This window comes from Actinosynnema sp. NPDC049800 (genome assembly GCF_040656635.1).
Lineage (GTDB): Bacteria > Actinomycetota > Actinomycetes > Mycobacteriales > Pseudonocardiaceae > Actinosynnema.
The window spans coordinates 455,146-477,569 of sequence record NZ_JBFAMT010000001.1; the positions used below are offsets into that span (position 1 = coordinate 455,146).

General features: G+C 73.9%; 16 protein-coding genes. 6 read left to right on the forward strand and 10 right to left on the reverse strand.

The features are described from left to right. Positions 1 to 99: 99 nt before the first annotated feature. Positions 100 to 972, forward strand: coding sequence for a DUF8832 domain-containing protein (locus tag AB0I91_RS02185; RefSeq protein WP_498782892.1), 873 nt, complete (start codon positions 100 to 102; stop codon positions 970 to 972). A gap of 135 nt (positions 973 to 1,107) precedes the next feature. Here the strand turns inward: AB0I91_RS02185 and AB0I91_RS02190 are convergent, their stop codons facing one another. Continuing rightward, a complete protein-coding gene (locus AB0I91_RS02190; RefSeq protein ID WP_499634801.1) occupies positions 1,108 to 2,868 on the reverse strand; it encodes a hypothetical protein in 1,761 nt (586 codons plus the stop codon). Positions 2,869 to 3,977: 1,109 nt separating this feature from the next. Between AB0I91_RS02190 and AB0I91_RS02195 the strand changes: the two genes are divergently transcribed. Both AB0I91_RS02195 and AB0I91_RS02200 read left to right on the forward strand, forming a co-directional pair. Then, entirely contained in the window at positions 3,978 to 4,481 is a 504-nt protein-coding gene (locus AB0I91_RS02195; RefSeq protein ID WP_499634892.1) for a DUF4241 domain-containing protein, read from the forward strand. A gap of 93 nt (positions 4,482 to 4,574) precedes the next feature. Further along, the gene (locus AB0I91_RS02200; RefSeq protein WP_498782882.1) at positions 4,575 to 5,597 is read left to right on the forward strand and encodes an LLM class flavin-dependent oxidoreductase; all 1,023 of its coding nucleotides are present in this window, start codon (positions 4,575 to 4,577) and stop codon (positions 5,595 to 5,597) included. Between the two features lie 9 nt (positions 5,598 to 5,606). Here the strand turns inward: AB0I91_RS02200 and AB0I91_RS02205 are convergent, their stop codons facing one another. Further along, a complete protein-coding gene (locus AB0I91_RS02205; protein WP_498782880.1) occupies positions 5,607 to 6,740 on the reverse strand; it encodes an ARPP-2 domain-containing protein in 1,134 nt (377 codons plus the stop codon). 1 nt (position 6,741) lies between these two features. Continuing rightward, positions 6,742 to 8,145, reverse strand: a complete 1,404-nt coding sequence (locus tag AB0I91_RS02210) for a hypothetical protein (protein ID WP_498782878.1) — start codon at positions 8,143 to 8,145, stop codon at positions 6,742 to 6,744. 438 nt (positions 8,146 to 8,583) lie between these two features. Between AB0I91_RS02210 and AB0I91_RS02215 the strand changes: the two genes are divergently transcribed. Beyond that, positions 8,584 to 11,769 (forward strand): S8 family peptidase, encoded by a 3,186-nt coding sequence (locus AB0I91_RS02215; RefSeq protein ID WP_499634805.1) that lies wholly within the window; start codon positions 8,584 to 8,586, stop codon positions 11,767 to 11,769. A 125-nt stretch (positions 11,770 to 11,894) separates the two neighbouring features. Here the strand turns inward: AB0I91_RS02215 and AB0I91_RS02220 are convergent, their stop codons facing one another. Next, positions 11,895 to 12,482 carry a TetR/AcrR family transcriptional regulator gene (locus tag AB0I91_RS02220; protein WP_499634808.1) on the reverse strand — a complete coding sequence of 196 codons (588 nt, stop codon included), beginning with the start codon at positions 12,480 to 12,482 and terminating at the stop codon, positions 11,895 to 11,897. Positions 12,483 to 12,574: 92 nt separating this feature from the next. Between AB0I91_RS02220 and AB0I91_RS02225 the strand changes: the two genes are divergently transcribed. Together AB0I91_RS02225 and AB0I91_RS02230 are read left to right on the forward strand one after the other, a co-directional pair. Continuing rightward, positions 12,575 to 13,615: an NAD(P)-dependent alcohol dehydrogenase gene (locus tag AB0I91_RS02225; RefSeq protein WP_498782872.1), complete on the forward strand. Its 1,041-nt coding sequence runs from the start codon at positions 12,575 to 12,577 to the stop codon at positions 13,613 to 13,615. A gap of 53 nt (positions 13,616 to 13,668) precedes the next feature. Further along, positions 13,669 to 15,318, forward strand: a complete 1,650-nt coding sequence (locus AB0I91_RS02230) for a serine/threonine-protein kinase (protein ID WP_499612277.1) — start codon at positions 13,669 to 13,671, stop codon at positions 15,316 to 15,318. An 86-nt stretch (positions 15,319 to 15,404) separates the two neighbouring features. Here the strand turns inward: AB0I91_RS02230 and AB0I91_RS02235 are convergent, their stop codons facing one another. From AB0I91_RS02235 to AB0I91_RS02260, 6 genes are read right to left on the reverse strand one after another with little or no spacing between them, the layout of a single operon-like run. Continuing rightward, a complete protein-coding gene (locus tag AB0I91_RS02235; protein ID WP_498782869.1) occupies positions 15,405 to 16,814 on the reverse strand; it encodes an alkaline phosphatase family protein in 1,410 nt (469 codons plus the stop codon). Then, the gene (eboE, locus tag AB0I91_RS02240; RefSeq protein ID WP_498782932.1) at positions 16,811 to 17,917 is read right to left on the reverse strand and encodes a metabolite traffic protein EboE; all 1,107 of its coding nucleotides are present in this window, start codon (positions 17,915 to 17,917) and stop codon (positions 16,811 to 16,813) included. The genes AB0I91_RS02235 and eboE overlap by 4 nt, the downstream gene beginning before the upstream one ends. Continuing rightward, a complete protein-coding gene (locus AB0I91_RS02245) occupies positions 17,917 to 18,774 on the reverse strand; it encodes a TatD family hydrolase (protein ID WP_498782867.1) in 858 nt (285 codons plus the stop codon). Before AB0I91_RS02245 ends, eboE begins: the two co-directional genes overlap by 1 nt. Next, on the reverse strand, positions 18,774 to 20,327 hold the full coding sequence (locus tag AB0I91_RS02250) for an EboA domain-containing protein (protein ID WP_499634811.1): 1,554 nt from the start codon (positions 20,325 to 20,327) through the stop codon (positions 18,774 to 18,776). The genes AB0I91_RS02245 and AB0I91_RS02250 overlap by 1 nt, the downstream gene beginning before the upstream one ends. Then, positions 20,324 to 21,178, reverse strand: coding sequence for an SCO3242 family prenyltransferase (locus AB0I91_RS02255; protein WP_498782863.1), 855 nt, complete (start codon positions 21,176 to 21,178; stop codon positions 20,324 to 20,326). Before AB0I91_RS02255 ends, AB0I91_RS02250 begins: the two co-directional genes overlap by 4 nt. After that, positions 21,175 to 22,332, reverse strand: coding sequence for an inositol-3-phosphate synthase (locus AB0I91_RS02260; RefSeq protein ID WP_498782861.1), 1,158 nt, complete (start codon positions 22,330 to 22,332; stop codon positions 21,175 to 21,177). The genes AB0I91_RS02255 and AB0I91_RS02260 overlap by 4 nt, the downstream gene beginning before the upstream one ends. Between the last annotated feature and the right edge of the window lie 92 nt (positions 22,333 to 22,424).

The following is a 22,424-nucleotide window of genomic DNA, read 5'->3' on the forward strand; positions in this document are numbered from 1 at the left end:
CGCTCGACGCCCGGCGCCTCCAGCTCTGACGTGCCCTTCCCCGTGCGCGGCCACCCGCCGCGCACGGGGCCGCCGTCCTGCCGGACGTGAGGAGTGATGATGCGCAACCTGCGCCTCACCGACTGGGTGTTCGCCGTCCTGGCCGTCGCGATCGTGCTGGCCGGCGCGCTGGCGCTGTTCCGGACCCCGGCAAGCCCCGCGCACTCGACGCACCAACGGGCGGCCGACCTGGTGCCCGCCGCGCACAGCGACGGCCTGTCGGAAGCCGAGAGCGGCTACCGGTTCGAGCGGGTCACCGTGCCGTCGACGCGCGGCCCGGCCGTGCCGGTCGCGTTCCGGATCCTCGGCCCGGACGGGCTGCCGCGCACGCGCTTCCTGGACAACCAGACCAAGCAGCTGCACTTCTTCGTGATCCGCGACGACATGCACGTCTTCCAGCACGTGCACCCGACCCTGGTCGGCGACACGTGGCACGTCGACGTCCGGCTGGACGACGGCGGCGCATACCGCATGTTCGCCGAGTTCGTCCCGCTCGACACCCAAGACCCCCGGCACCCGGTGGTGCTCGGCGTCCCGTTCAGCGTGCCGGGTGACACCACCCTGGTCCCGGTGCCCGCGCCCGCCGCGGAAGCGGTGACCGCGACCGGGTTCACCGTGACGCGGGTGGACGAGCCGGCCCGACCCGCCCCGATGCGGCCGCAGGAGCTGCGCTTCGCCATCCGCGCACCCGACGGCTCGCTCGTCCGCGCGCTCGAACCCCACCTGGGCTCCTACGGGCACATGACCGGCTTCCACACGATGCTGCTGTCGGCCACCCACCTGCACCCGGTCCAGCCCCTGGGCGTGCCGCTGGTCGACGGCGAGCTGACGTTCCAGGCCACGTTCGCCGACCGCGGCGAGTACCGGCTGTTCCTGGAGTTCGCCCACGGCGGGACCGTGCACACCGCCGCGATCACGGTCGCCGTGGCCTGATCCGGGCCCCGGATCCCGCCGGCGGGACAGCGCGGGCCTTCACGCCAGGTGCCGCGCACACCGCCGAGAGCCGACTGTCCGATGTGGACGTGATTATCCACACCGGACAGTCGGCTTCCGGCGGAGGTGCCTTGCCTACGCGCGCTGGGGCCCGTTCAGGGGTTCCGCCTTCGGGGCCGCCACCTGCCCCTGGGCGACGTGCCCGCGGGTGGAAGCGGAAGCGGTCGACGGCGGCGGGTCGTGGTAGAAGGTGCCCACGACGTCGACCAGGACGTGGCTCGAGCCCTGGTTGTTGTAGACGTGGAACCCGCACTGGGGGCCGATCATCGTCTGCACGGCGTTGGGCACGATCGCACCGGCGGACGGGTTGAGGTTGGACGTGTTGGGACGGCCGACGCCGCTGTAGCCCGCCGGCCACACCGTCAGGAACGTGGGCGCGGTCGGCTGGACGGCGGTGACGTTGGTGGCCAACGCCCAGACGTCCGGACCCGTGAGCGGCTCCGGCGCGACGACGGTCGCGGTGGTGGCCGGGCCGAGCGCGGACGGCCGGCCCTGACCCGCGCGGGTGTCGGCGATCCGGTTGGGCACGACGGGCTCGAAGCGCAGCCCGCCCTCCAGCGAGCTGTCGTCGTAGAAGCCGACGATGTCCACGATGACGTGGCTGTCCTGGCTGGTGTACACCCCGATCGACGGCGCACCCGTGCCACTGCCGCAGTCGGAGCACGGGATGGCGGTCACGACCGCGAAGTTCGTCACGGTGCTGTCGGACCCGTAGTTCAGCGAGGAGGCGGTCGGACGGGTGACACCCGTCGGGTACAGGGAGACGTAGCCCGGGCCGGAGGGCTCGGTGACGGTCACGTTCAGCACGACGGTCGACGCCTCGACCGGCACCCCGCCCTGGCCGGTCAGCTGCAGGCGCACCGTCTGGCCCGAGTCGACCGTGGCGCGCGGCGCGCCCTGGCCGGAGCGGGTGTCCAGCACGCGGTAGGGCGTGAGCGGGTAGAACGTGCCCCGGTCGCCGCGCGCGTCGAAGCCCTCCAACGACAGCAGGCGCCTGACCTTGCCCGCGACGGAGTCCTCCAGGAGGGTCAGCGACGCCGTCTGCGCGCCGACCGCGGTGGCCGTCGGCGTGATGGTCAACGCGCACGTCCGACCGTGGGAGAGGGTGTTCCCCGAGCAGGTGTTCGCCGTGATCCGGAAGGCGGTGGGGTTCGGGCCCGTCAGCGACGCCGCGCCGAAGGTCGTGGGCACGGTGCCGTTCACCTCGACCGGCACCTGCGTCGACGTGCCCTGCTCACCCCAGGGCTGCCGCCCGAACTGCGAGCGGTAGTCCGGGCTGTCCGTGGCCCGGTAGCCGACGCCGGACTGGAACCGGATCTCGCCCCTGGCGGTGCGGGTCGTGCCGTCGCAGTGCATCAGGTAGTCGGCCGCGAACGCGGTGAACCGGCCCGTGGCCTCGTCGTAGGCGGCCTCGTGCACGTTGACCGTGCCGGAGGTCGCCGCCGCTCCCTCGCACCCCTGCCCGTCGCCGCCGACGTTGAACACCGTGATCGAGTCGGACGTGTAGAAGCCGGTCTTCGCCGGGTACGACCGGCCCGCCTCGAACCGCGTCCCGTTCGGCGGCGACAGGTCGAAGCTGTGGTGGTGGCCGGTGGTGGACGCCATCATCGTCAACGCGTAGCCGTTGGCGTTCTGCTGGAAGGCCCGGATCGTGCTGCGGGACGCCTCGTAGGAGAAGCTCCCGTCGATGTAGCCGAAGCCCTCGAAGTGCGTCGTGAAGGCCGTGTACGGCGCGGCGGGCGGCTCCGCGGCCGCGGCGGCGGGCGCACCGGCCACCAGTGTCGTCGCGACGAGCAGCGCGGCGGCGCAGGCTCCAGCGCCACGGAAAGTCCGCAAACCATCCCCCAGGTCAAAGTGGAGCGACAGCAGGAATCCCCGTGTCCCGCGCAGGACAAGCAGCCGAGCCGGCGCTGGGCAACGAACTTCGGCATTGCGGGGCACCGCCGCCGGCACGGGCGCGGAATGGACACGGGACGTCCACGAAATGCGCGCATCCGCATCGGCGCCGGCTGGGTCATCGTTACCGGGGCCGTCCAGTAAGGTCGCGATCCGTGAACCCGCCGACGCAAGGGGACGGGACGGGCACGCGCCTCTCCCGACGAACGGTGCTCCTGGCCGGCGGCCTCGTGGTCATGACGGCGGGCGGGTTCCTGGCGCTGGCGAACGTCCGCGAGCCGGGCGACCGACCGCTGGGCGTCGGGCCCGACCTGGACGACCTGCCGGTGGCGGAGGTGCCCGCGCCGACGGACCGGCCGGTGGAGGTCGTGTACTGCGCGGGGTGGGACGCCGGCGCGCGTGCCCCGGTGTCGCCGATGTCCGAGTCGGTCGCACGCGCCCAGGACGCCTCGGGCGGCCAGTACGCCGTGGTCCTGCTCGTCGACGGGACGGCGCGGGCGGTGGTGGAGGTGTGCTGGGCGGAGCACCACGCCGAGCTGTGGCACGTCGACGCCGACGGCCGCAGGTACCGGGGCGTCGCGTACCGGCGCTGGCCGGACGGGCGGTTGCGGCTGTTCGAGGTCCGCACCTGGAACTACGCCGGGTCGCACGCGCCGGAGTTCGACGGCGACCAGCCGACGTTCCGGGCCCGGGTCCGCCGTGACGCGACCGCGGCGATCAAAACCATCGGGATCACCGCCGTGCAGTCGGACGGCAGCACGCTGCAGACCTCGCGCGACTGGTCGGACGGGTCGAACTGGCCGGAGTCGGCGCCGCCGCCGGAGGACGTCGCCGTGCCCGCGGTCGACGGCTGGCCGGGCCTCGCCGGGATGACCGGCCCCGCGACCGCCCGCCCCGGGCCCGCGGTCGTGCCCACCCACTTCCCGTGGCGCCCACCGCGACCGCTGCGACCGCGCCACATCGCCGAGACCGTCACCGAGGGCGCGCGGTTCCGCACGGAGGACGGCCGTGCCCTGACCGTCCGGCGGCTCCCGGTCGGCACGATCAGGTTGCCCAGCGGCAGGGTGGTCGTCGCGGACCCCGCCTGGCTCGACGACGGCTCCACCCCGCTGGCCACGACGGCGCCGCCCGGCGAGTACCCGGTGGACGTGTTCCAGGTGGTGGAGGACGGCACGGGCACGACCACGACCGCCGCGTGCCGGGTGACGATCACGGACGCGCCCGTCACCTCGTGGCACCTGGCCCTGCTCGAAGGTGACCACGAACTGGCGCTGGGCGACGGCGAGTTCTTCGGCAACCCGGTCGACACGGCCACCCTCGCGCTGGTGGACCACACCGGCGTGGCGGCGTACCAGGAGGCCGAGATCGAGACGGCCATGAGCGGCGACGGCCCGTACCGCACCCTGTCCGCCGAGGGCACCGACCTGATCATCGTGAAGGGCTGGAGCGACGGCGCGAACCCGGTGTGGCTCGGCCGCGCCGAAGACGGCTCGCTCGGCTGTTACGTCCTCGACTTCCTCGCGCCCGACCTGGCCACCGCCCAACCTGCTTGAGACCCGCGCCACGGCGGTTGCCGCACTTCGTGCCGGGTCGGTCGCCACGAGTAGTTGAGGAATCAATCAGCTCGCCGAGGCGTTCCACGGGGCGTGAAGAAAATCGGATTCCTGTCCTTCGGGCACTGGTCCGACGGGCCGCACTCGCGCACCAGGTCGGCGTCGGACGCGCTCCTGCAGGCCGTCGACCTCGCCGTGGCCGCGGAGGAGCTCGGCGTGGACGGCGCCTACTTCCGGGTGCACCACTTCGCCCGGCAGCTCGCCTCGCCGTTCCCGCTGCTGGCCGCGATCGGCGCCAGGACCGAGCGCATCGAGATCGGCACCGGCGTGATCGACATGCGCTACGAGAACCCGATGTACATGGCCGAGGACGCCGGGTCGGCGGACCTCCTCGCCGGCGGCAGGCTCCAGCTCGGCATCTCCCGGGGATCGCCGGAGCAGGTGATCGACGGGTGGCGCTACTTCGGCTACCGCCCCGCCGAGGGCGACACGGAGGCCGACATGGCCCGCAAGCACGCCGAGGTGCTGCTGACCGTGCTGGAGGGCGACGGCTTCGCCCAGCCCAACCCGCGCCCGATGTTCCCCAACCCGCCGGGCCTGCTGCGCGTCGAACCGCACTCGCCGGGCCTGCGCGAGCGGATCTGGTGGGGCGCGGGCTCCAACGGCACCGCGGTCTGGGCGGCGGAGCAGGGCATGAACCTGATGAGCTCGACCCTGAAGAACGACGAGGGCGGCGCGCCGTTCCACGTCCAGCAGGCCGAGCAGATCCGGGCGTTCCGCAAGGCCTGGTCGGAGGCCGGGTGGTCGCGCGAGCCGCGCGTCTCGGTCTCGCGCAGCATCTTCGCGATCACCACCGACCTCGACCGCGCCTACTTCGGCGACGACGGCGGCAGCACCGACAAGATCGGCTACCTCGACGCCGACACCCGGGCGGTCTTCGGTCGCACGTACGCCGCCGAACCCGACGCCCTCGTCGAGCAGCTGGTCGGGGACGAGGCCATCGCCGAGGCGGACACGCTGCTGCTGACCGTGCCCAACCAGCTCGGCGTCGACTACAACACCCACCTGCTCGACGACGTCCTCACCCACGTCGCCCCGGCGCTGGGCTGGCGCTGACCCCGGCGGTCAGCCCGCGCGGTAGCGGGCCAGGACGTCCTCGCGGAGCAGCGCGCCGAACCCGGCCGCCTGCAGGCGCAGGCCCAACTGCGGCTCGGTGACGCGCAGCGCGTTCGCGGCGGTCGGGAGGTGCCAGTCGTGGGCCGCCAGGGTGGTCAGCAGGTGGCCGCGGCGGATCTGGGCCTCCGAGAGGCGGAAGGTCTTCAGGTACGCCGTCCGACCGTCGCGAGCGGTGATCAGCTCGCCGATGTGGTTTTCCTCCTTGAGGCGGAAGGTCGGCAGGAAGCGGGACAGCGTGTAGTCGCCCATCCGGTACACGCGGTTCGTCGCGTAGCTCTCGCCCAGCAGCCCGGCGGCCATCGTCAGGTCGTGGAAGCGGGCCCACTCGGCCTGCTCCCGGGCCGCCGCCGCGCGCAGGTCGGCCAACGACGCCACGTCGTCCGGCAGCCGCACGTCGAACCGGGGCGCGGGCGTGGCCAGGGTCGCGTAGTAGTGGATCAGCTCGCCGTACATGTCCTGCACGAGGGTGGCGTGCAGCGCCCGGTAGTCGTCCGGGTGCGGGACGACGAACGCCGCCGCCAGCGCGTCGGCCACGTACACCAGCACGCCGCACTGGCCCGGGTGGATCTCGAAGTGCTTCAGCGCGTCCGCCAGGCCCTCGACCTCGGCGCCCGAGTAGGCCTCCTCCACGCGCGGCGAGAGGCCGCGGCGGATCGCGCGCTGCGACCACTCCTCCCACACCACCTCCGGGCCGCCGAAGTGCAGCGCCAGGTACCCCTCGACGGCCACGTGCAGGGGCAGGAACCGCAAGCGGTTGCGCTCGACCCGGCGTGCCATCCGGCGGTGGATGCGCAGCCGCATCCCGTGCGGCGGCGGCCCCGTGGCGGCGGCGCCCCGCTTCAGCTGCGTGCCGTACGTCGCGACCGGGGTGTCGTCGTCGGTCCACGTCGCCACGAAACCGTGCGGGATGTAGGACGCGTAGTGCGTGCGCGGGCCCACTTCGACGATCGCCGGGTCGTCCCCGTAGACGCGGTCGTGCAGCCGCAGGCCGGTGATCGGCTCGTCCCGCGTCAACGGCACGAGCCGGACGCCGCCCCACACCTGAGCCGCACGCGTGGTCAGCCCCGTCAGGTCGAGCTGCACGTCACCCCTCCTGCAGGAACTTGGCCACCCGGGCGTCGAAGTGCGCCCGCAGGTCGGCGAACCCGGTCCGGCCCTCGGTGAACCGGGCGAACTCGACCAGGGCGGGCACGTCCTCCGCATCGCGCAGGCCGACGGTCGGCACCGACCGGGAGAGCCGCTTCACGTCGAAGTCGCCCGCGTCGTACACGGGGTTGAGGTGCACCGCGACCACCCGGCGCTCCGGGTCGAGCTTCGCCCGCCACACCCGCAACACCTCCGACGCGAGCCCGTACGGCGCGTTGTCCCAGCCGTCGGACACGATCAGCAGCCGGTCCGGCGCGTGCTCCAGCGCGTCGAGCACCCGCTCGCCCAGCGGCGTCATGCCGTGCGGGCGGGCCAGCAGGGCGTCGGCGCGCCCCGACGTCCACAACGGGACGTACTCCGCCGCCAACTCCGCCAGCAGGTAGTGGCACGCCAGCGCGACCGCCAACGGCCGGCGGCGCTTCTGCGTGGAGCCGGACGCGGAGAAGCTGTCGTCCAGCACGGCCGCGACCCGACCCCACCCGCCCGCGGCCGGCCCGGCGGCCCGGACCGCCGCCGCGCGCAGCGCCCCGGTCAGCTCGCCCCGCCGTTCGACCCGCACGGGCACCGGCAGGGACAGGACGTAGGAGGCCAGGCGGGTCAGCGGCATCGACGCGAGGTCGACCGCCACGGCGGCCTTGTCCCGCCGTGCGGACTCCTGCAACCGGAACCGTTCGAGCCTGGTCATCCGGGGCTCGATGCGCTTGAGGAACGTCGCCCGGTCGATCCCGTGCTTCGCGGCGAAGCCCTCGGCCACCGTGTACGGCAGCTCGTACACCGACGCCTGCTCGTAGTGCGCGCGCCGCCACGTCTCCAGCAGCGGGGTGCGGTACCGGGGGTGGTGGCCGGACGTGAACAGGAACGGGCCCAGTTCGCCGTCCGGCGCGACGTGCGCGTGCCGCAGCGCGCCCTTCAGGGCGGTGCGGTACTTGACAGCGTCGAACGTCGGGTCCGGGCGGGCCGCGACCCACTCGCGGATGATCGCGCGGGTGCGCCGGTTGTTCACCCGTGCCCGGCGCAACGCGCGGAACAGGTCGTACACGCGCTGGGGCGGCAGGGTGCGCAGCCGTCGGGCGATCAGCCCGCCCTCGACCCGCCGCTGGCCGGCGGTGGCGTCGCCGGTGGTCTCCAGCAGCTTGCGGACGATCAGCGCGGCGTTGTGGTCGTTGATGTCCAGCGCGAGGGCCGCCGCGTACAGGTCGCGGTAGTTGCCGATCACGTAGTCGTGCAGGAAGTCCAGCGACAGCCGCTGGTCGTCGGCGCCGCCGTGGAACTCGCGTTGGGACGTGGACGTCGTCGCCGCGTTGATGAACATCATCATGTCGTCGGCGGTGAGGGCGTCCATGCGTCTGCTCCGGGAGTGGTGTCGGGGCCGGCCGGGGAATGGGGGCACGAGCAGCGAATCATCGCTTCAGAGGCGGGTTCCGGAAGTCGCACCGAAGTCCCGCGGCCGGCCGGCGAACTGTAGCAACCGGGTGGCCGCCTCCGCCGGGAATATCACCGGCCGCCCCGGCGAACGGTTCGGCCCACCGGCCGTCACGCTGCGGCGTCGGCGCGCAGCCACAGCACGAGGGACCGAGGCGCGCAGCCGTCACGCGGCGGGGTCGAGGGCGGTGGTGCCCGTCGACGACCTCGGCGTGCCGGCCGGCATCCCGGATGCGATGGGCGACTCGCCGCCGAACCGGTTCCGGCCGGCGTGCAGCGGAACGGGGGTCTGCCGCGTTTGGGCATGGACCGGAAGTGTCGACCGGCGACGTGTCGTCGGGTCCAAGCTGGAGGGCTGATGATCTACAGACGGGCTCTGCTCGCCGCGGCGGTCGCCGCCGGTGTGGTGGCGCCGGCCACCGTGAACGCGCCGGGTGCGGTCGCGGCGCCTGGCGCGTTCACGCCGGTGGGGCCGACCGTGACGCTGCTGACCGGTGACGAGGTCGCGCTCGGCGGCCCGGACGGGGCGAAGGTGCGTCCCGCCGAGGGCCGCGAGCACCTCACCTTCCACCTCCGCACGGACGTGCAAGGCGACATCCACGTGATCCCCGAGGACGCCGCGCTCGCGCTGGCGCGCGGGACGCTCGACCCGCGGTTGTTCGACGTCACCGAGCTGGCCCGCACCGGCTACGACGACGCCTCCCGCGACCGGCTGCCGCTGATCGTGGACTACCCGGGCGCCACCCCGCGCGCGGCGGGCGCCCGGGTCAGCCGCGAGCTGCCGGCCATGGGCGCCGCCGCCGTCTCGGTCGAGCGGTCGCCCGCCTACTGGGCCACCGCGCGCCAGGCCGAGCGGGTCTGGCTCGACGGGCCGGTCCGCGCGAGCGTCGAGCACTCGGCGCCGCAGATCGGCGCGCCGGACGCGTGGGCCGCCGGCCACACCGGGCAGGGCACGACGGTCGCCGTGCTCGACACCGGGATCGACGCCACCCACCCGGACCTGTCGGACGCGGTCGTGGGCGAGCGGAACTTCACCGACAGCGACACCGCCGACGACCGGCAGGGCCACGGCACGCACGTCGCCTCGACCATCACCGGCAACGGCGCGAGGCACCGGGGCGTGGCGCCGGACGCCAATCTGCTCAACGGGAAGGTCCTCGACGACTACGGCAGCGGCCTGGAGTCCTGGATCATCGCGGGCATGGAGTGGGCCGCGAGCAGCGGCGCCGACGTGGTGAACCTGAGCCTGGGCAGCAGCTCGCCGAGCGACGGCACCGACCCGATGTCCCGGGCGCTCGACCGGATCTCGGCCGAGACGGGCGTGCTGTTCGTGGTCGCCGCCGGCAACGACGGCCCCGCCGCCGGGACGATCGGCAGCCCCGGCGCGGCCGACGCCGCGCTGACCGTGGGCGCGGTCGACCGGGACGACCGGCTCGCCGACTTCTCCGGTCGCGGTCCCCGACTGCGGGACGGCGCGGTCAAACCCGAGATCACCGCCCCCGGTGTGGGCATCGTCGCGGCCAAGGCCAAGAACGGCCGCATCGGCGTCCCCGCCGGTGACGGCTACGTCGCCCTGTCCGGCACGTCGATGGCCACGCCGCACGTCGCGGGCGCCGCCGCCGTCCTCGCGGGCCGGCACCCCGACTGGCGAGCGGAGCAGCTCAAGGCCGGGCTCGTCGGCAGCGCCAGGCCGAACGACACGTCGACCGTCGCGGAGCAGGGCGCGGGCCGGGTCGACGTCGCCGCCGCCACCACGGCCGCGGTGTCCGCGACGCCGGCGAGCATCACCAACGGCATCGCCCAGTGGCCGCACGACGACGACCAGCCGGTCAGGACGACCCTGACCTACACCAACACCGGCGCCGAGCCGGTCACGCTCGACCTCACGACCACCGGAGCGCCGTTCGCGGTCGAACCCGCTCGGCTGACCGTGCCGGCCGGCGGTCGGGCCGGCGCGACCGTCACCACCGACACCAGGGACGGCTCGGAGGAGAAGGTCCACAGTGGACTGGTCATCGCCACCGGCAACGGGCGGTCGGTGCGCACGCCGATCTCGGTGAACCGCGAACCGGAGAGCTACGACGTGACCGTGAAGTTCGTCGGGTTCGACGGCGCGCCGACCGACTTCCACACGGCGCGGCTCATCGACGTCGACCGCCCGCGGGAGTTCCCGCTGTACGACTCGTCCGGCACCGCCAGGATGCGGCTGCCGAAGGGCGAGTACTACTTCGACGCCACGATCGCGTTGCCGATCCCGGAGCTGCGCGACTTCCGCACCGCCGAGTTCGTCGAGCCGGCGCTGGATCTGACCCGGGACGTCGAGCTCGTCCTCGACGCGCGCGAGGCCGAGCCGGTCGGCTTCGACCTGGACAACCCGAAGGCGAAGCCCGGCAACGGCAAGGTGGTGTTCCAGCGCGAGACCGCGTGGGGCGGCATCAAGGCGACGCAGTACCTGATGCGCGTCGGCGGCCGTGAGATGGGCGCGGTGAAGCCGGCCACCACCAGGAGCGACGCGTTCACGTTCACCGTGGAGCAGCGCCTGGCCGAGCGTGACGGCGAGTCGTTCACGGGCTCGTCGCTCTACCACGTCCGGCACGCGGAGAAGGGCACCGTGCCGGAGACGCTGCGATGGCGCTACCGGGACCGGCAGTTCGCGAAGGTGCGTTCGGAGCACGCGGTCGCCACGTCCGGCCGGACCGGTCTGCGGGAGTCGTTCCTCCCCCTGCCGCTGCCCGGCGCGCTGACCGAGTACTACACGCCGGACGTGCCGTGGGACGGCGACTTCACCGAGATCGACGAGTCGGGTCAAGCGGTGTCGGGCACGTACCAGGTCGAGCCGAGGAGCTTCCCGCTCGACCGCACGACCGCGGAGCGCTGGAACGTCGGCGTGTTCGGGCCGTCGCTGCCACGAGGGCTGCACGGCCCGGCCGACTTCGCCGCCCGGATCGGCGACCGCTTCAGCTTCGCCGTGCCGACGGCCACCGACCAGGGCCGGGGCCGGATGAACTTCAGCTTCGACGTGGCCGGCACGACGACGCTCCTGCGTGACGGCCGGGTGATCGCCGAGCACCCGTACGACGGCATGGGCTGGTTCGACGCCGTGCCGGAGCGGGCGTCCTACACCCTGCGCACCACCACGACCCGGCCGTCGGACCGGTTGTCCACCGCGATCAGCGCGGAGTGGACGTTCACGTCCGAGCACAGCGGCGCGGAGGCGGTCGCGCTACCGCTGGTGGGGGTGAGGTTCGCGCCGAACCTCGACCACCACAACGCGGCGCCGGCCGGGAAGCGGTTCACCATCCCGGTGTACGTCCAGCGCAACGGGAGCAGCGCGATCGGCACGGTCTCGACACCGGTCGTCGAGGTGTCCTACGACGACGGCGCGACGTGGCGGCCGGCGGCGGTGTGGCGTGATCACGGTGGCTGGAAGGCGACCGTCGACCACCCGGCGGGTGCGCGGTTCGTGTCGCTGCGGTCGAGCATCACCGATCCCGACGGCAACGGCCAGCGCCAGACGATCACCAGGGCGTACGCGCTGAAGTAGGAACCGCCACGCCACCGTGCCGGCCCCGCGCACTCGCGATACCGGGGCCGGCACGGCGGTCGCCCTGGAAGGGACCGAGTTCGAACGCGCGCCTCGCCGGGCCTGACGAGCGGTCACGTGACCGGTCAGCCGGGCGAGACCGCGCGGCGGACGCTGTCGCGCAGCAGGGCCCGGCGGCGGTCGTGGGTGGCGGCCGGTTCGTCGGCGGTGGCCGCGTAGACGTTGCTGACCGGCGACCAGGCCATCGACAGGGCGATGACCAGGGCCATCAGGTCGAACGGGTCGCCGGCCCGGACCAGCCCCGCCTCCTGCGCCTCGGCGATGGCCCGGAGCTTGCCGTCGTCGAGGCGGTCGGCGTCGTCGACGAGGTGGCCGGTGGGCCGGCGTTCCAGGCGGGCCCACGTGGCGAGCCGGATGAGGTCGGGCCGCCGCAGGTACTCGTCGTAGAGCCGCACGGCCCAGTCCGCCAGGTCGGCGGCGTCGATGGGCACGACGTTGACGATCCGCTCCAGCGAACCGGAGAAGATCGCGTCGAACAGCCCTTCCTTGCTGCCGAAGTAGGCGTAGAGCTGGGCCTTGTTGGTGCGTGCCGCGGCGATGATCCGCTCGATGCGGGCGCCGGCGATGCCGTGTTCGGCGAACTCGCGGGTGGCGACGTCGAGGATGCGCTGCCGCGTGGCCGCGCCGCGGGCGGTCAGCTGCTGGTCGGACATGGCCGAACTCTACAGACAGACCAGTTGGTTTGCTTTTCGCCCGATGCCTGCCTACCGTGAAACAGACCGAACAGTCTGTTTAAAGGAGCGTCATGAGGAGCACCACCGGCTGGCAGGCGCACGGCTCGACGGGCACGTTGCGCCGGGTCACGATCCCCCGGCGGGACCTCCGCCGCGACGACGTGGCGGTGCGCGTGGACTACTGCGGCGTCTGCCACACCGACCTGCACGCCGTCCGCGCGCACCGCGACGGGGACGTGCCGGCGCTCGTGCCGGGCCACGAGTTCACCGGCGTGGTGACCGAGACCGGTCCGGACGTGACCCGCTTCCGCGTCGGCGACCCCGTCGCCGTGGGCAACATCGTCGACTCCTGCGGAGCGTGCGCCATGTGCGCGGCGGGCCAGGAGAACTTCTGCCGCGAGTTCCCGACCCTGACCTACGGCGGCGTCGACCGCCACGACGGGTCCACCACGCTGGGCGGCTTCTCCCGCGAGTACGTCCTGCGCGACCGGTTCGCCTACCCGCTGCCCGCCGGACTGGACCCGGCCGCGGCGGCGCCACTGATGTGCGCCGGGATCACCGTGTGGGAACCGCTGCGGGCCCTCGGTGTCGGACCGGGCGCCCGCGTCGCGGTGAGCGGATTGGGCGGGCTGGGCCACCTCGCGGTCAAGTTCGCGGTGGCGCTCGGCGCCGAGGTCGCGGTCGTCAGCCGGTCGGCGGACCGCGCGGCCGAGGCGGCCCGGCTCGGCGCGCACGACCTCGTCGTCTCCACCGACCCCGACCGGATGGCCGCGGCCCGCGACCGGTTCGACGTCTTGATCGACACCATTCCCGTGCCCCACGACCTCGGCCCGTACCTGGGACTTCTCGCCCTGGACGGCACGCTCAGCCAGGTCGGCCACCTCGGGCCCGTCACCGTCCAGGCGCTCGACCTGCTCATCGGCCGCAAGAAGCTCGGCTCCGCCGGCAGCGGGGGCCGTCCGGCGACCGCGGCCATGCTCGACTTCTGCGCCGCCAACGACATCGCCGCCGACGTCGAACCGCTCCCGTCGGCCCGCGTCGCGGAGGCCCTCGACCGCCTGGGCCGCAACGACGTCCGCTACCGGTTCGTCCTCGACCTGTCCGACCTCTGAACTCGGGAGTGCCGGTTCTCCGTCCTCCGGTCGCCGGTTGCTAGCGTGACGCGGTGTCTGAGCGAGAGCACACCGGGCGGATCCTCGACGGCCGGTTCGAGCTGCTGGAGAGGCTGGGCAGCGGTGGGATGGGCACGGTCTGGCGCGCCCTCGACCTGGGGCTGCACCGCGAGGTGGCCATCAAGGAGGTCCGCCCGGCCGACGCCGACCAGGTCGACAGCGATCCCGCGACGGCCGCCCAGCTGCGGGAGCGCGTGCTGCGCGAGTCCCGCGCGCTCGCCCGTTTGCAGCACCCGAACGTCGTGTCGATCTACCAGATCATCGAGTCGGCCGACTCGCCGTACCCGTGGATCGTCATGGAGCTGGTCCGCGGCACGTCGCTCGACGCGCGCCTGAGCGACGGCGTGCTCAGCCCGAGCGACGCGGCGAGGATCGGGCGGGACGTGCTCGCGGCGCTGCGCTCGGCCCACTCCGCGGGCGTGATGCACCGCGACGTCAAGCCGGGCAACGTGCTGCTGCGGACGGACGGCAGCGCCGTGCTCACCGACTTCGGCATCGCCGCCCTCCAGGGCTCGACCCAGCTCACCGCGACCGGCGACGTGATCGGGTCGCCGGAGTACATCGCGCCGGAGCGGCTGCGCGGCGACGAGACGCACACCGCGTCGGACTTCTGGTCGCTCGCGATGCTGCTGTACGTGGCCGTCGAGGGCTACCACCCGATGCGCCGCGCGTCCACGATGGCGACCCTCGCCGCCGTGATGACCGAGCCGGTGCCGCCGCCGCGCCGGGCGGGCGCCCTCGCACCCGCGCTCAACGCGGCCCTGCGCAACGACCCGGCCGAACGGCCGACCGGCGAGGTGCTGGACCAGATGTTCGCCGCGGCCGAGCGCGACTCGCCTCCGCCGCTGGGCCCCCCGACGCCGGTGGGGTTCGCCGTCCCGGGGCCGCCGAGCGGTCCCCAGGCCCAGTACCCCCACTGGCCGACGCCGACGCCGACGCCGATGCCCGTCAGCGGGCCCCAGCCCCACGGCTACCCGCAGTCCTACCCCACCCCGCTGCCCAAGGCCCGCAAGCGGACGGGCGCCGTGGTGCTCTCCCTGGTCGGGGTGGCGCTGGTCGTCGCGACCGTGGTGCTGGTGAACCACCTCCGGGACGCGGACAACTCGGCGAAATCCCCCACGGGCACGACGACGACCGCGGCCACACAGCGGGATGTCGGCCTGCCCGGCGACCAGCCGACCACCGCGGGCACCGCGGCGAAGGTCGACCTGCTCACGCCGGCCGGCGCGCGGGAAGCGGTCGCCGCCCTCGGCGGGGTGATGGGCGGCACGATGGTGTCCGAGCTGACGCTGTGGCCGGACCACGCCACGGCCGTCGCACCGACCGCGGCGGTCGCGAACGGCTTCGACGACTTCGAGTACCGGGGCGGCAAGGCGACCAGGAAGGGCGCGGACGGGGTGGACGCCGACCGGCCGGTGATCGACCTGAACCAGGTGAACTGGGACGCCGTGCCCGCGCTGTTCGAGCAGGCGAACAAGGAGCTCGGCGTCCCGCAGCCGACCCTGCGGTACCTGATCGTCGACAGCGACATCATCGACGAGACGCCGTCGATCAAGGTGTACCTGATCGACGAGTACGGCGGCGCGTTCCTCCAGGCGAACCTGAAGGGCGAGGTGCAGAAGACCTACCCGCGCGGCAAGTGATCCCCCGTCGCGGGTCGGCTCCGGACGGAGCTGCCCCGCGAGTGGACGCCGGCGGGCTCGCCGCGCGGGCGAGCCCGCCGGTCGGTTCAGCGGTCGGTTCCCCTCACGGGTGCGGACAGGCCTTGCAGGTCGAGCAGGAGGTCCCGGACGTCGGTGGCGGCGATCCGGCCGTTCCGCTCGACCGAGTCCGGCGCGGCGGGGTCGGAGCACAGCAGCACCGGGCCGTCCTCGGCGCGGTCGGGGAGCCTGCCGTGCGTGCCCCGCACGCACGACGGGTCGAGCGGCACCACGTTCATCGCGTAGCGCAGGCCGAGCTTCTTGCGCGCGAGGTTGAGCCCGGCCTTGGCCTTGACGAGCGGGTCGTGCGGGTCGAAGAACAGCTCGGCCGGGTCGTAGCCCGGTTTGCGGTGGATCTCCACGCCACGCGCGAAGTCCGGCGCGCGGTCGTCGTCGGTCCAGTAGTAGTAGGTGAACCAGGCGTCCGGCTCGGCCACCGCGACCAGCTCGCCCGACCGCTCGTGGTCGAGGTGGACGCCGGCCTGCGCCGCGCGGTCGAGCACGGTGTCCACGCCGGGCAGCTCCGCCAGCACGGCTCGGGCGCGGGGCACGTCGGCCGGGTCGGCGACGTAGACGTGGGCGATCTGGTGGTCGGCCACCGCGAACGCCCGTGACGCCCACGGGTCCAGCAGCTCCATGCCGGCCTGGGTGTAGACCTCCAGCAGCCCGGCCCGGCGCAACGCCCGGTTGACGTCGACGGGCCGGCGCGCGGCCGTGAGGCCGTACTCCGACAGCGCCACGACGGTCGCGCCGGCTGCCTCGGCGTCGGCGAGCAGCGGTGCGAGCGCGGCGTCCACCTCGGCCGCCGCACGCGCGGCCTCGGGGCCCTCGGGTCCGAACCGCTGGAGGTCGTAGTCCAGGTGGGGCACGTAGACGAGCAGCAGGTCCGGGCGCCGCGACGCCAGCACGCGGCGGGCCGCGCCGACGATCCACTCGCTGGACTTCAAGGTCGCGGTCGGTCCCCAGTACTGGAACAGCGGGAACTCGCCCAGCTCGCCGACCAGCTCGTCGTGCAGCGCCGGCGGGCGGACGTAGGCGTCGGGCGACTTGCGGCCGTCGGCGTGGTAGATCGGCCGCGGGGTGATGGTGACGTCGGTCGACGCGCCCATGGCGTACCACCAGCAGACGTTCGCGGCGGTGTAGCCGGGATGGGCGCGGCGGGCGGTCTCCCAGAGCTTCTCGCCCTGGACGAGCCGGTTGTGCTGGCGCCACAGGTGGACCTCGCCGAGGTCGCGGAAGTACCAGCCGTTGCCGACGATGCCGTGCTGGGCCGGGGTGAGCCCGGTCAGCAGCGTCGACTGGGCGCTGCACGTCACAGCGGGCAGCACGGTGCCCAGCTCGGCCTGCCAGCCACGCCGGCCGAGCCGGGCGAGGTTGGGCATGTGCGGCAGCAACGCCGGCGTCAGGCCGACGACGTCGATGACCACCAGCGGTTTCATGGGGCGCCTCCGTCTCCGAGGTGGTCCGCCGCCCAGCGCAGTTCGGCGGCGATACCGGCGGCCAGGTCGTCGCCCGCGCCGGGCAGGACGGTCCACGTGTAGGTCTCGACCTCGACGTGCGGCATGGTGTCCGCGGTCGACCGGACCGCCTCCACCGCCGTCAGCAGCACGTCCGTGGTGGAGGTGAGCGGTGCGGTCGGTTGGTCGTGCAGGGGCACGTGGAAGTGCACCCGCCACGGGTGCGCGGCGGGCAGGTCGGTCAGCGCCTCGGGCAGGTCGTCGGCCGCGAGCACGCCGGTGGGCGCGTTCTCCCGGACCTGGTGCAGGTAGCGCGGCTCGACGAACGCCGCGATGGCCCGCCTGCCCTCCTCCGTGCCGGGCTCGGCGACCTCCAGCGCCGCCGACGCCTGCACCTTGACCACCGACAGGCCCGTCCCGCGGATGGCCTTGACCGCTTCGGCCGGGTCGGCGAAGGACACGGCCAGGTGGCAGGTGTCCAGGCAGATCCCGACGTGGTCGTGGTCGACGCGGTCGGCCAGCCACGCGACGGCGTCGGCGACGGTGTCGAGCACGCAGCCCGGCTCCGGTTCGACGGCCAGCCTGATCGGCCTGCCGTGCCGGGCCGCCTCGGCGCGCAGGCCACGCGCGACGGTGTCGAGCGCGGCCTGGGCGCGCACGTCGTCGTCGCCGGTCCACGGCTCGCGCCAGGCCAGCGGCAACGTGGAGATGCTGCCGTAGGAGGCGGAATCGGGCAGCAGGTCCGCGAGCACGGTCGCGCACGCGAGGGTGTACGAGGCGCGTCGCGGGTCGGTCCACGTCGGGTGGTAGACGGAGTGCTTGACGACCTCGTGGTGGAACCCGCCGTACGGGAACGCGTTGAGGGTGCTCACCTCCAGTCCCCTGGCCCGCAGGTCCGCCGCCAGGCGCCGGCGGGCCGCGCCGTCCTCCGCGAGGCCGCGCGCGACCGGTTCGGCCAGCCACAGCCCCAGCGCGAGGGCGTCGGCGCCGAGCGCTTCGCGCACCGGGACGGCGTAGCGGTCCAGCTGGGCGACGACGCCGGCCAGGTCCTCGGCCGGGTGGACGTTGGTGCAGTACGCCGGGATCACGAGCCACCCCGCAGGATCGAGTTGCCCGCGAACGTCGGCGACGCGGCCGGCTCGTCCGGCTCGTCGAGCGCCAGCCGCCCGCTCTGGCCGTAGAACTCGACCGGGTTGCGCCACAGCACCTTGTCCACGTCGGACTCGTCGAACCCGGCCGCCAGCATCGCCAACCCGGTCTTGTGCGTCTTGAGCGGGTCGGACCGGCCCCAGTCGGCGGCGGAGTTCACCAGCACCCGGTCCGTGCCGTGCTCGACCAGCAGCGCCACCATCCTGGTCTCGTCCATCTTCGTGTCCGGGTAGATCGAGAAGCCCATCCAGCACCCGGAGTCGGCCACCGCGCGCACGGTCATCTCGTTCAGGTGGTCCACGAGCACCCGTTCCGGGGGCAGGCCCGATTCCCGGACGAGGTCGAGGGTGCGCGCCGTGCCGGCGGCCTTGTCCCGGTGGGGTGTGTGCACCAGCGCGGGCAGGTCGTGCTGCCGGGCCAGTTCCAGCTGCCGGGCGAACGCCTCGTCCTCCTCCGGGGTCATCGAGTCGTAGCCGATCTCGCCGACCGCGACCACGCCGTCCTTGGCGAGGTAGCGCGGCAGCACGTCGAGCACGGGGGTGCAGCGGGGATCGTTGGCTTCCTTGGGGTTCAGCGCGATGGCGCAGTGGTGCCGGATGCCGAACTGCGCCGCCCGGAACCTCTCCCAGCCGATCAGGGCGTCGAAGTAGTCGGTGAACGAGCCGACGTTCGTGCGCGGCTGACCCAGCCAGAACGCGGGCTCGACCACCGCCCGCACGCCGGCGGCGTGCATCGCCTCGTAGTCGTCCGTCGTCCGTGAGGTCATGTGGATGTGCGGGTCGAAGATGCGCATCAGGTCTGGCTCCTCAGCAGTTCGAGCGCGTCGCCGGGCACGGTGCGGCCCGCGGCCCGGCGTTCGTCGGCGAACGCGGCGACCATCCGCCGCAGCTCGGCGTCCGCGCGCCGGTCCAACCCGGCCACGGCGGCGAGGGGTATGTCCAGGAACAGGCACTTGAGCACGCCGTGCCGCCACGAGTGCGCGTCGAGGTGATCGGCGGCGAACGGACCGAGCGCCGCGGCGACGAGCCTGGTGTCGTTGGTGCGCAACGCGTCCTTGACGAGCTCGACACCGGCCGCGGGCGCCTCGTCCCCGACGGCGGCGAGCCCGCGCAGCACGCCACGGCGCTCCGCGTCGTCACCGAAGCGGTAGAGCGAGAGCAGCTCGGCCGCCAGCTCCTGCGGGCCGGTCGCCGACGCGAGCGCGGTCAGCAGTCGGGTGCGGGCCGCGTCGTCGACGGTCCCGTGCACGACGCCGAGCGGGTCGGCCTCGCCGCGCAACGCCTGCCTGCCGACGGCCCGGCCGACCGCGGGGAAGATCGACCGGATCGCCGTGGGATCGGCCCGCACCGCGCGCTCGGCCTCGGCCAGCCACGGGTGCTCCGGACCGGCCGACGCCTCGCGCAGCGCACTCCCGGCCGCCGCCCCAGGTCCAGGCGACGCCTCGTGTAGCCCGCTCCCGGCCATCGACCTCCCGGCCGACGCCTCGCGCAGCGCACTCCCAGCCACCGCCCCCAGCCCGGACGACGCCTCGCGCAGCGCGCTCATCGCGCGGCGCGCCACGTCCGGCGCGGCGTGGCTGTGGCGGGGCAGCTCGACACCGGCCAGCCCGGTGTAACCGATCTCGTCCAGCGCGGCGAGGGTGGCGGCCAGGTCCAGGTCGCCCTCCCCGAACTCCAGGTGCTCGTGCACGCCCGGCAGCATGTCGTCCAGCTGCACGTTGAGCAGCAGGTCGCCCGCGCGCCGGACGCACGCGGCGGCGTCCTCGGGTTCGACCGCGACGCAGTGCCCCACGTCGAGGGTGATCCCGAGCAGGGCGGGCGAACCGAGGTCGGCGCGCAGCCGCAGCGCCTGGTCGAGCCGTTCGACCAGCATCCCGGGTTCGGGTTCCAGCGCGAGCGGCACGCCGTGCCGGGCCGCGCCGTCGAGCACCGCCGAGACGCCCGACCTCATCCGCCGCCACGCCTCCTCGTCGTCCACGTCCGGTGGCACGATGCCGGACCAGAACGACACGCAGTCGGCCCCGAGGTCGGCCGCGATCTCCACCGCGCGCAGCAGGAAGTCCACCCGGACCTCCTGCTCGTCGCTCACCAGCGTCGGGTGGTGCTTGCGCCGCCGATCGAGCAGGAACCGCGCGCCGGTCTCCACCACGACACCGAGACCGAGCCGGTCCAGCCGCGCGGCCACCTTCTTGACCTGCTGCGCGAGGTCGGGTGCGAACGGGTCGAGGTGGTGGTGGTCGAGCGTGAGCGCCACCCCGGTGTAGCCGAGGTCGGCGATCACCGCGAGCGCGTCGTCCAGCCGGTGGTTGGCGAACCCGTTGGTGCCGTAGCCCAGGTGGTAGGTCATGTCGGCCCCACCTTCCGACCCAGCTTGCGGGCCAGCGGCAGCACCAGGGCGAGACCGGCGGCGACGGCCGGCGACCCGCTGCGCGCCACGAGGGCGCACTGCAGCGGCACCATGCCGTGGATGCCGTTCTTCGTGGCCGACCGGACGGTGCTCGCACCGGGGTCGCGCACCGCCGCCAACTGCGCACGGCCCACCGTGACCGCGTACGTGGCCGCGCCGGCGAGGGCGCCGAGCCGGTGCCGCCACGTCCGCCCCGGCCGGGCGATCGCCGCGACCGCCGTCGCCACCGTGCCGCCGAGCACCGCCTTCGCCGCACCGGCGGACGCGCCCCGCACCTCGCCGCGCGACAGCGCCGTCACGCCGAGCGTGTGCCCGGCCAGGACGGCGGCCGCCGGCAGGGCGCTCGCCGCCCGTTCCCGGCCCGCGCCGAGCGCCACGTCCAGACCTCGGCACGCGGCCATCGCCAGCGGTCCCGCCGCGGTGTCCTTCAGCACCGTGTCGTAGGACCACACCGCCACCGCCAACGGCACCGCGACCGCCACCGAGTCACGCCCACCGGCCAGCGCGGCGAGGCCGAGCCCGGTCGCGCTGAGGGCCACCGCGAAGGTCAATGCGGCACGAGGGCTGACGCGGCCGGACGGGATGGGCCGCTCCGGGCGTTCCACGGCGTCGAGCTCGCGGTCGGCCCAGTCGTTGAGCGCCATCCCGGACCAGTACAGCGCCACCGACGACAGCGGCAGCAGCAAGCGCCTGCCCCGCAACGGCACACCGGCCGCCGCCGCGCCCGCCAGGGTGTCACCGAGCACGGTCAGCGCGGCCGGCGCGCGGACCAGCTCCGCGTACGCCCTCACGCCAGCTCACCCGCCCACCGGTACAGCTCACGGGTCTGCTCGGCGAACCGGTGCTCGTCGCTGCCCAGCGGGTCCTTGAAGAAGAACCCGAGCGCGCCCAGCGCACCCACCTCGCCGGCCGCGTGCGCCGCCGCCACCAGCCGGGTCAGGTCCAGCACGAGCGGCGCGGCCAGCGAGGAGTCGAGCCCCGTCCAGGTCAGCTGCAGCGACATCCGCACGCCGAGGAACCCCTCGAACGACACGTGGTCCCACGCCGTCTTCTGCTCGCCCAGGTCGGGCACGTTGTCGATGTGCAGCGGCGCGGTGACGTCCTCACCCAGCAACGCCGCCAGCCCGCGTCCCTTCGACTCCAGCTTGCTGTCGGCGTGCGCCGGGTCCTCCAGCGTCGCGCCGTCGCCGCCGCCGAGCAGGTTCGTGCCCGCCCACGACCGCACCCGCAACGCCCGCGCGGTGAACATCGGCGCGAGCACCGTGCGCAGCAACGTCTCCCCCGTCTTGCCGTCGCGCCCCGCGTACGGCAGCCGTTCGCGGTGGGCCAGCTCGTCCAGCGCGGGCAGCGCGATCCCGGTGGACGGGGTGAAGTCCACGAACGGGCAACCCGCGCGCAACGCCGCGTACGCCGCCACCGAACTGGGCGGCAGCACCGCGCGCGCCGGGTCGGCCAGCGCTTCCTCCAACAACGCCAGGTCGCCGTGCTCGGGCGCGGCGGGCACGGGCGGTTCGGTCGAGGACACGTTCACCACCACGACCCGCGCGAGACCGCGCCGCTCGCGGAAGTCGGTGATGTCGGCGGCCAGCCGGCGGGCCGCCTCCGCCTGGCTGCCCCGGTGCGTCACCGGGTGGTAGCCGGGCCGGACCTCGGCGTCGGCCGCGTGCAGGCCGTCCGCGATCGCGCCGAGCAGGCGGTGCGGCAGCACGCCGCTGTCCACCAGCTGCTCGGCGCGCTTGACCAGGGGTGTGTCGACGACGTCGTGCCCGCCGACGACCAGGTCGTGCCAGCCCGGCATGGGGACACCGGCCAGCTCTGGTCGTCCGGTCACGCAGCCGGTCGGCGGCGCCAGGCCGGCGCGCAGCGCCAGCAGCCCGCTCATCGCCGTCGTCGCGACCGATCCGCGTGCCCCGATCAGCCACAGCCCGGTGGGTTCGTCCGTCATTGGCCACCCTCCTTCGCCCGCTCACTCAACATCCGGTCACCGAACGGTGCCGGGACGCGGACGTCCCGGCACCGGTCGGGTGGGTGCGGTCC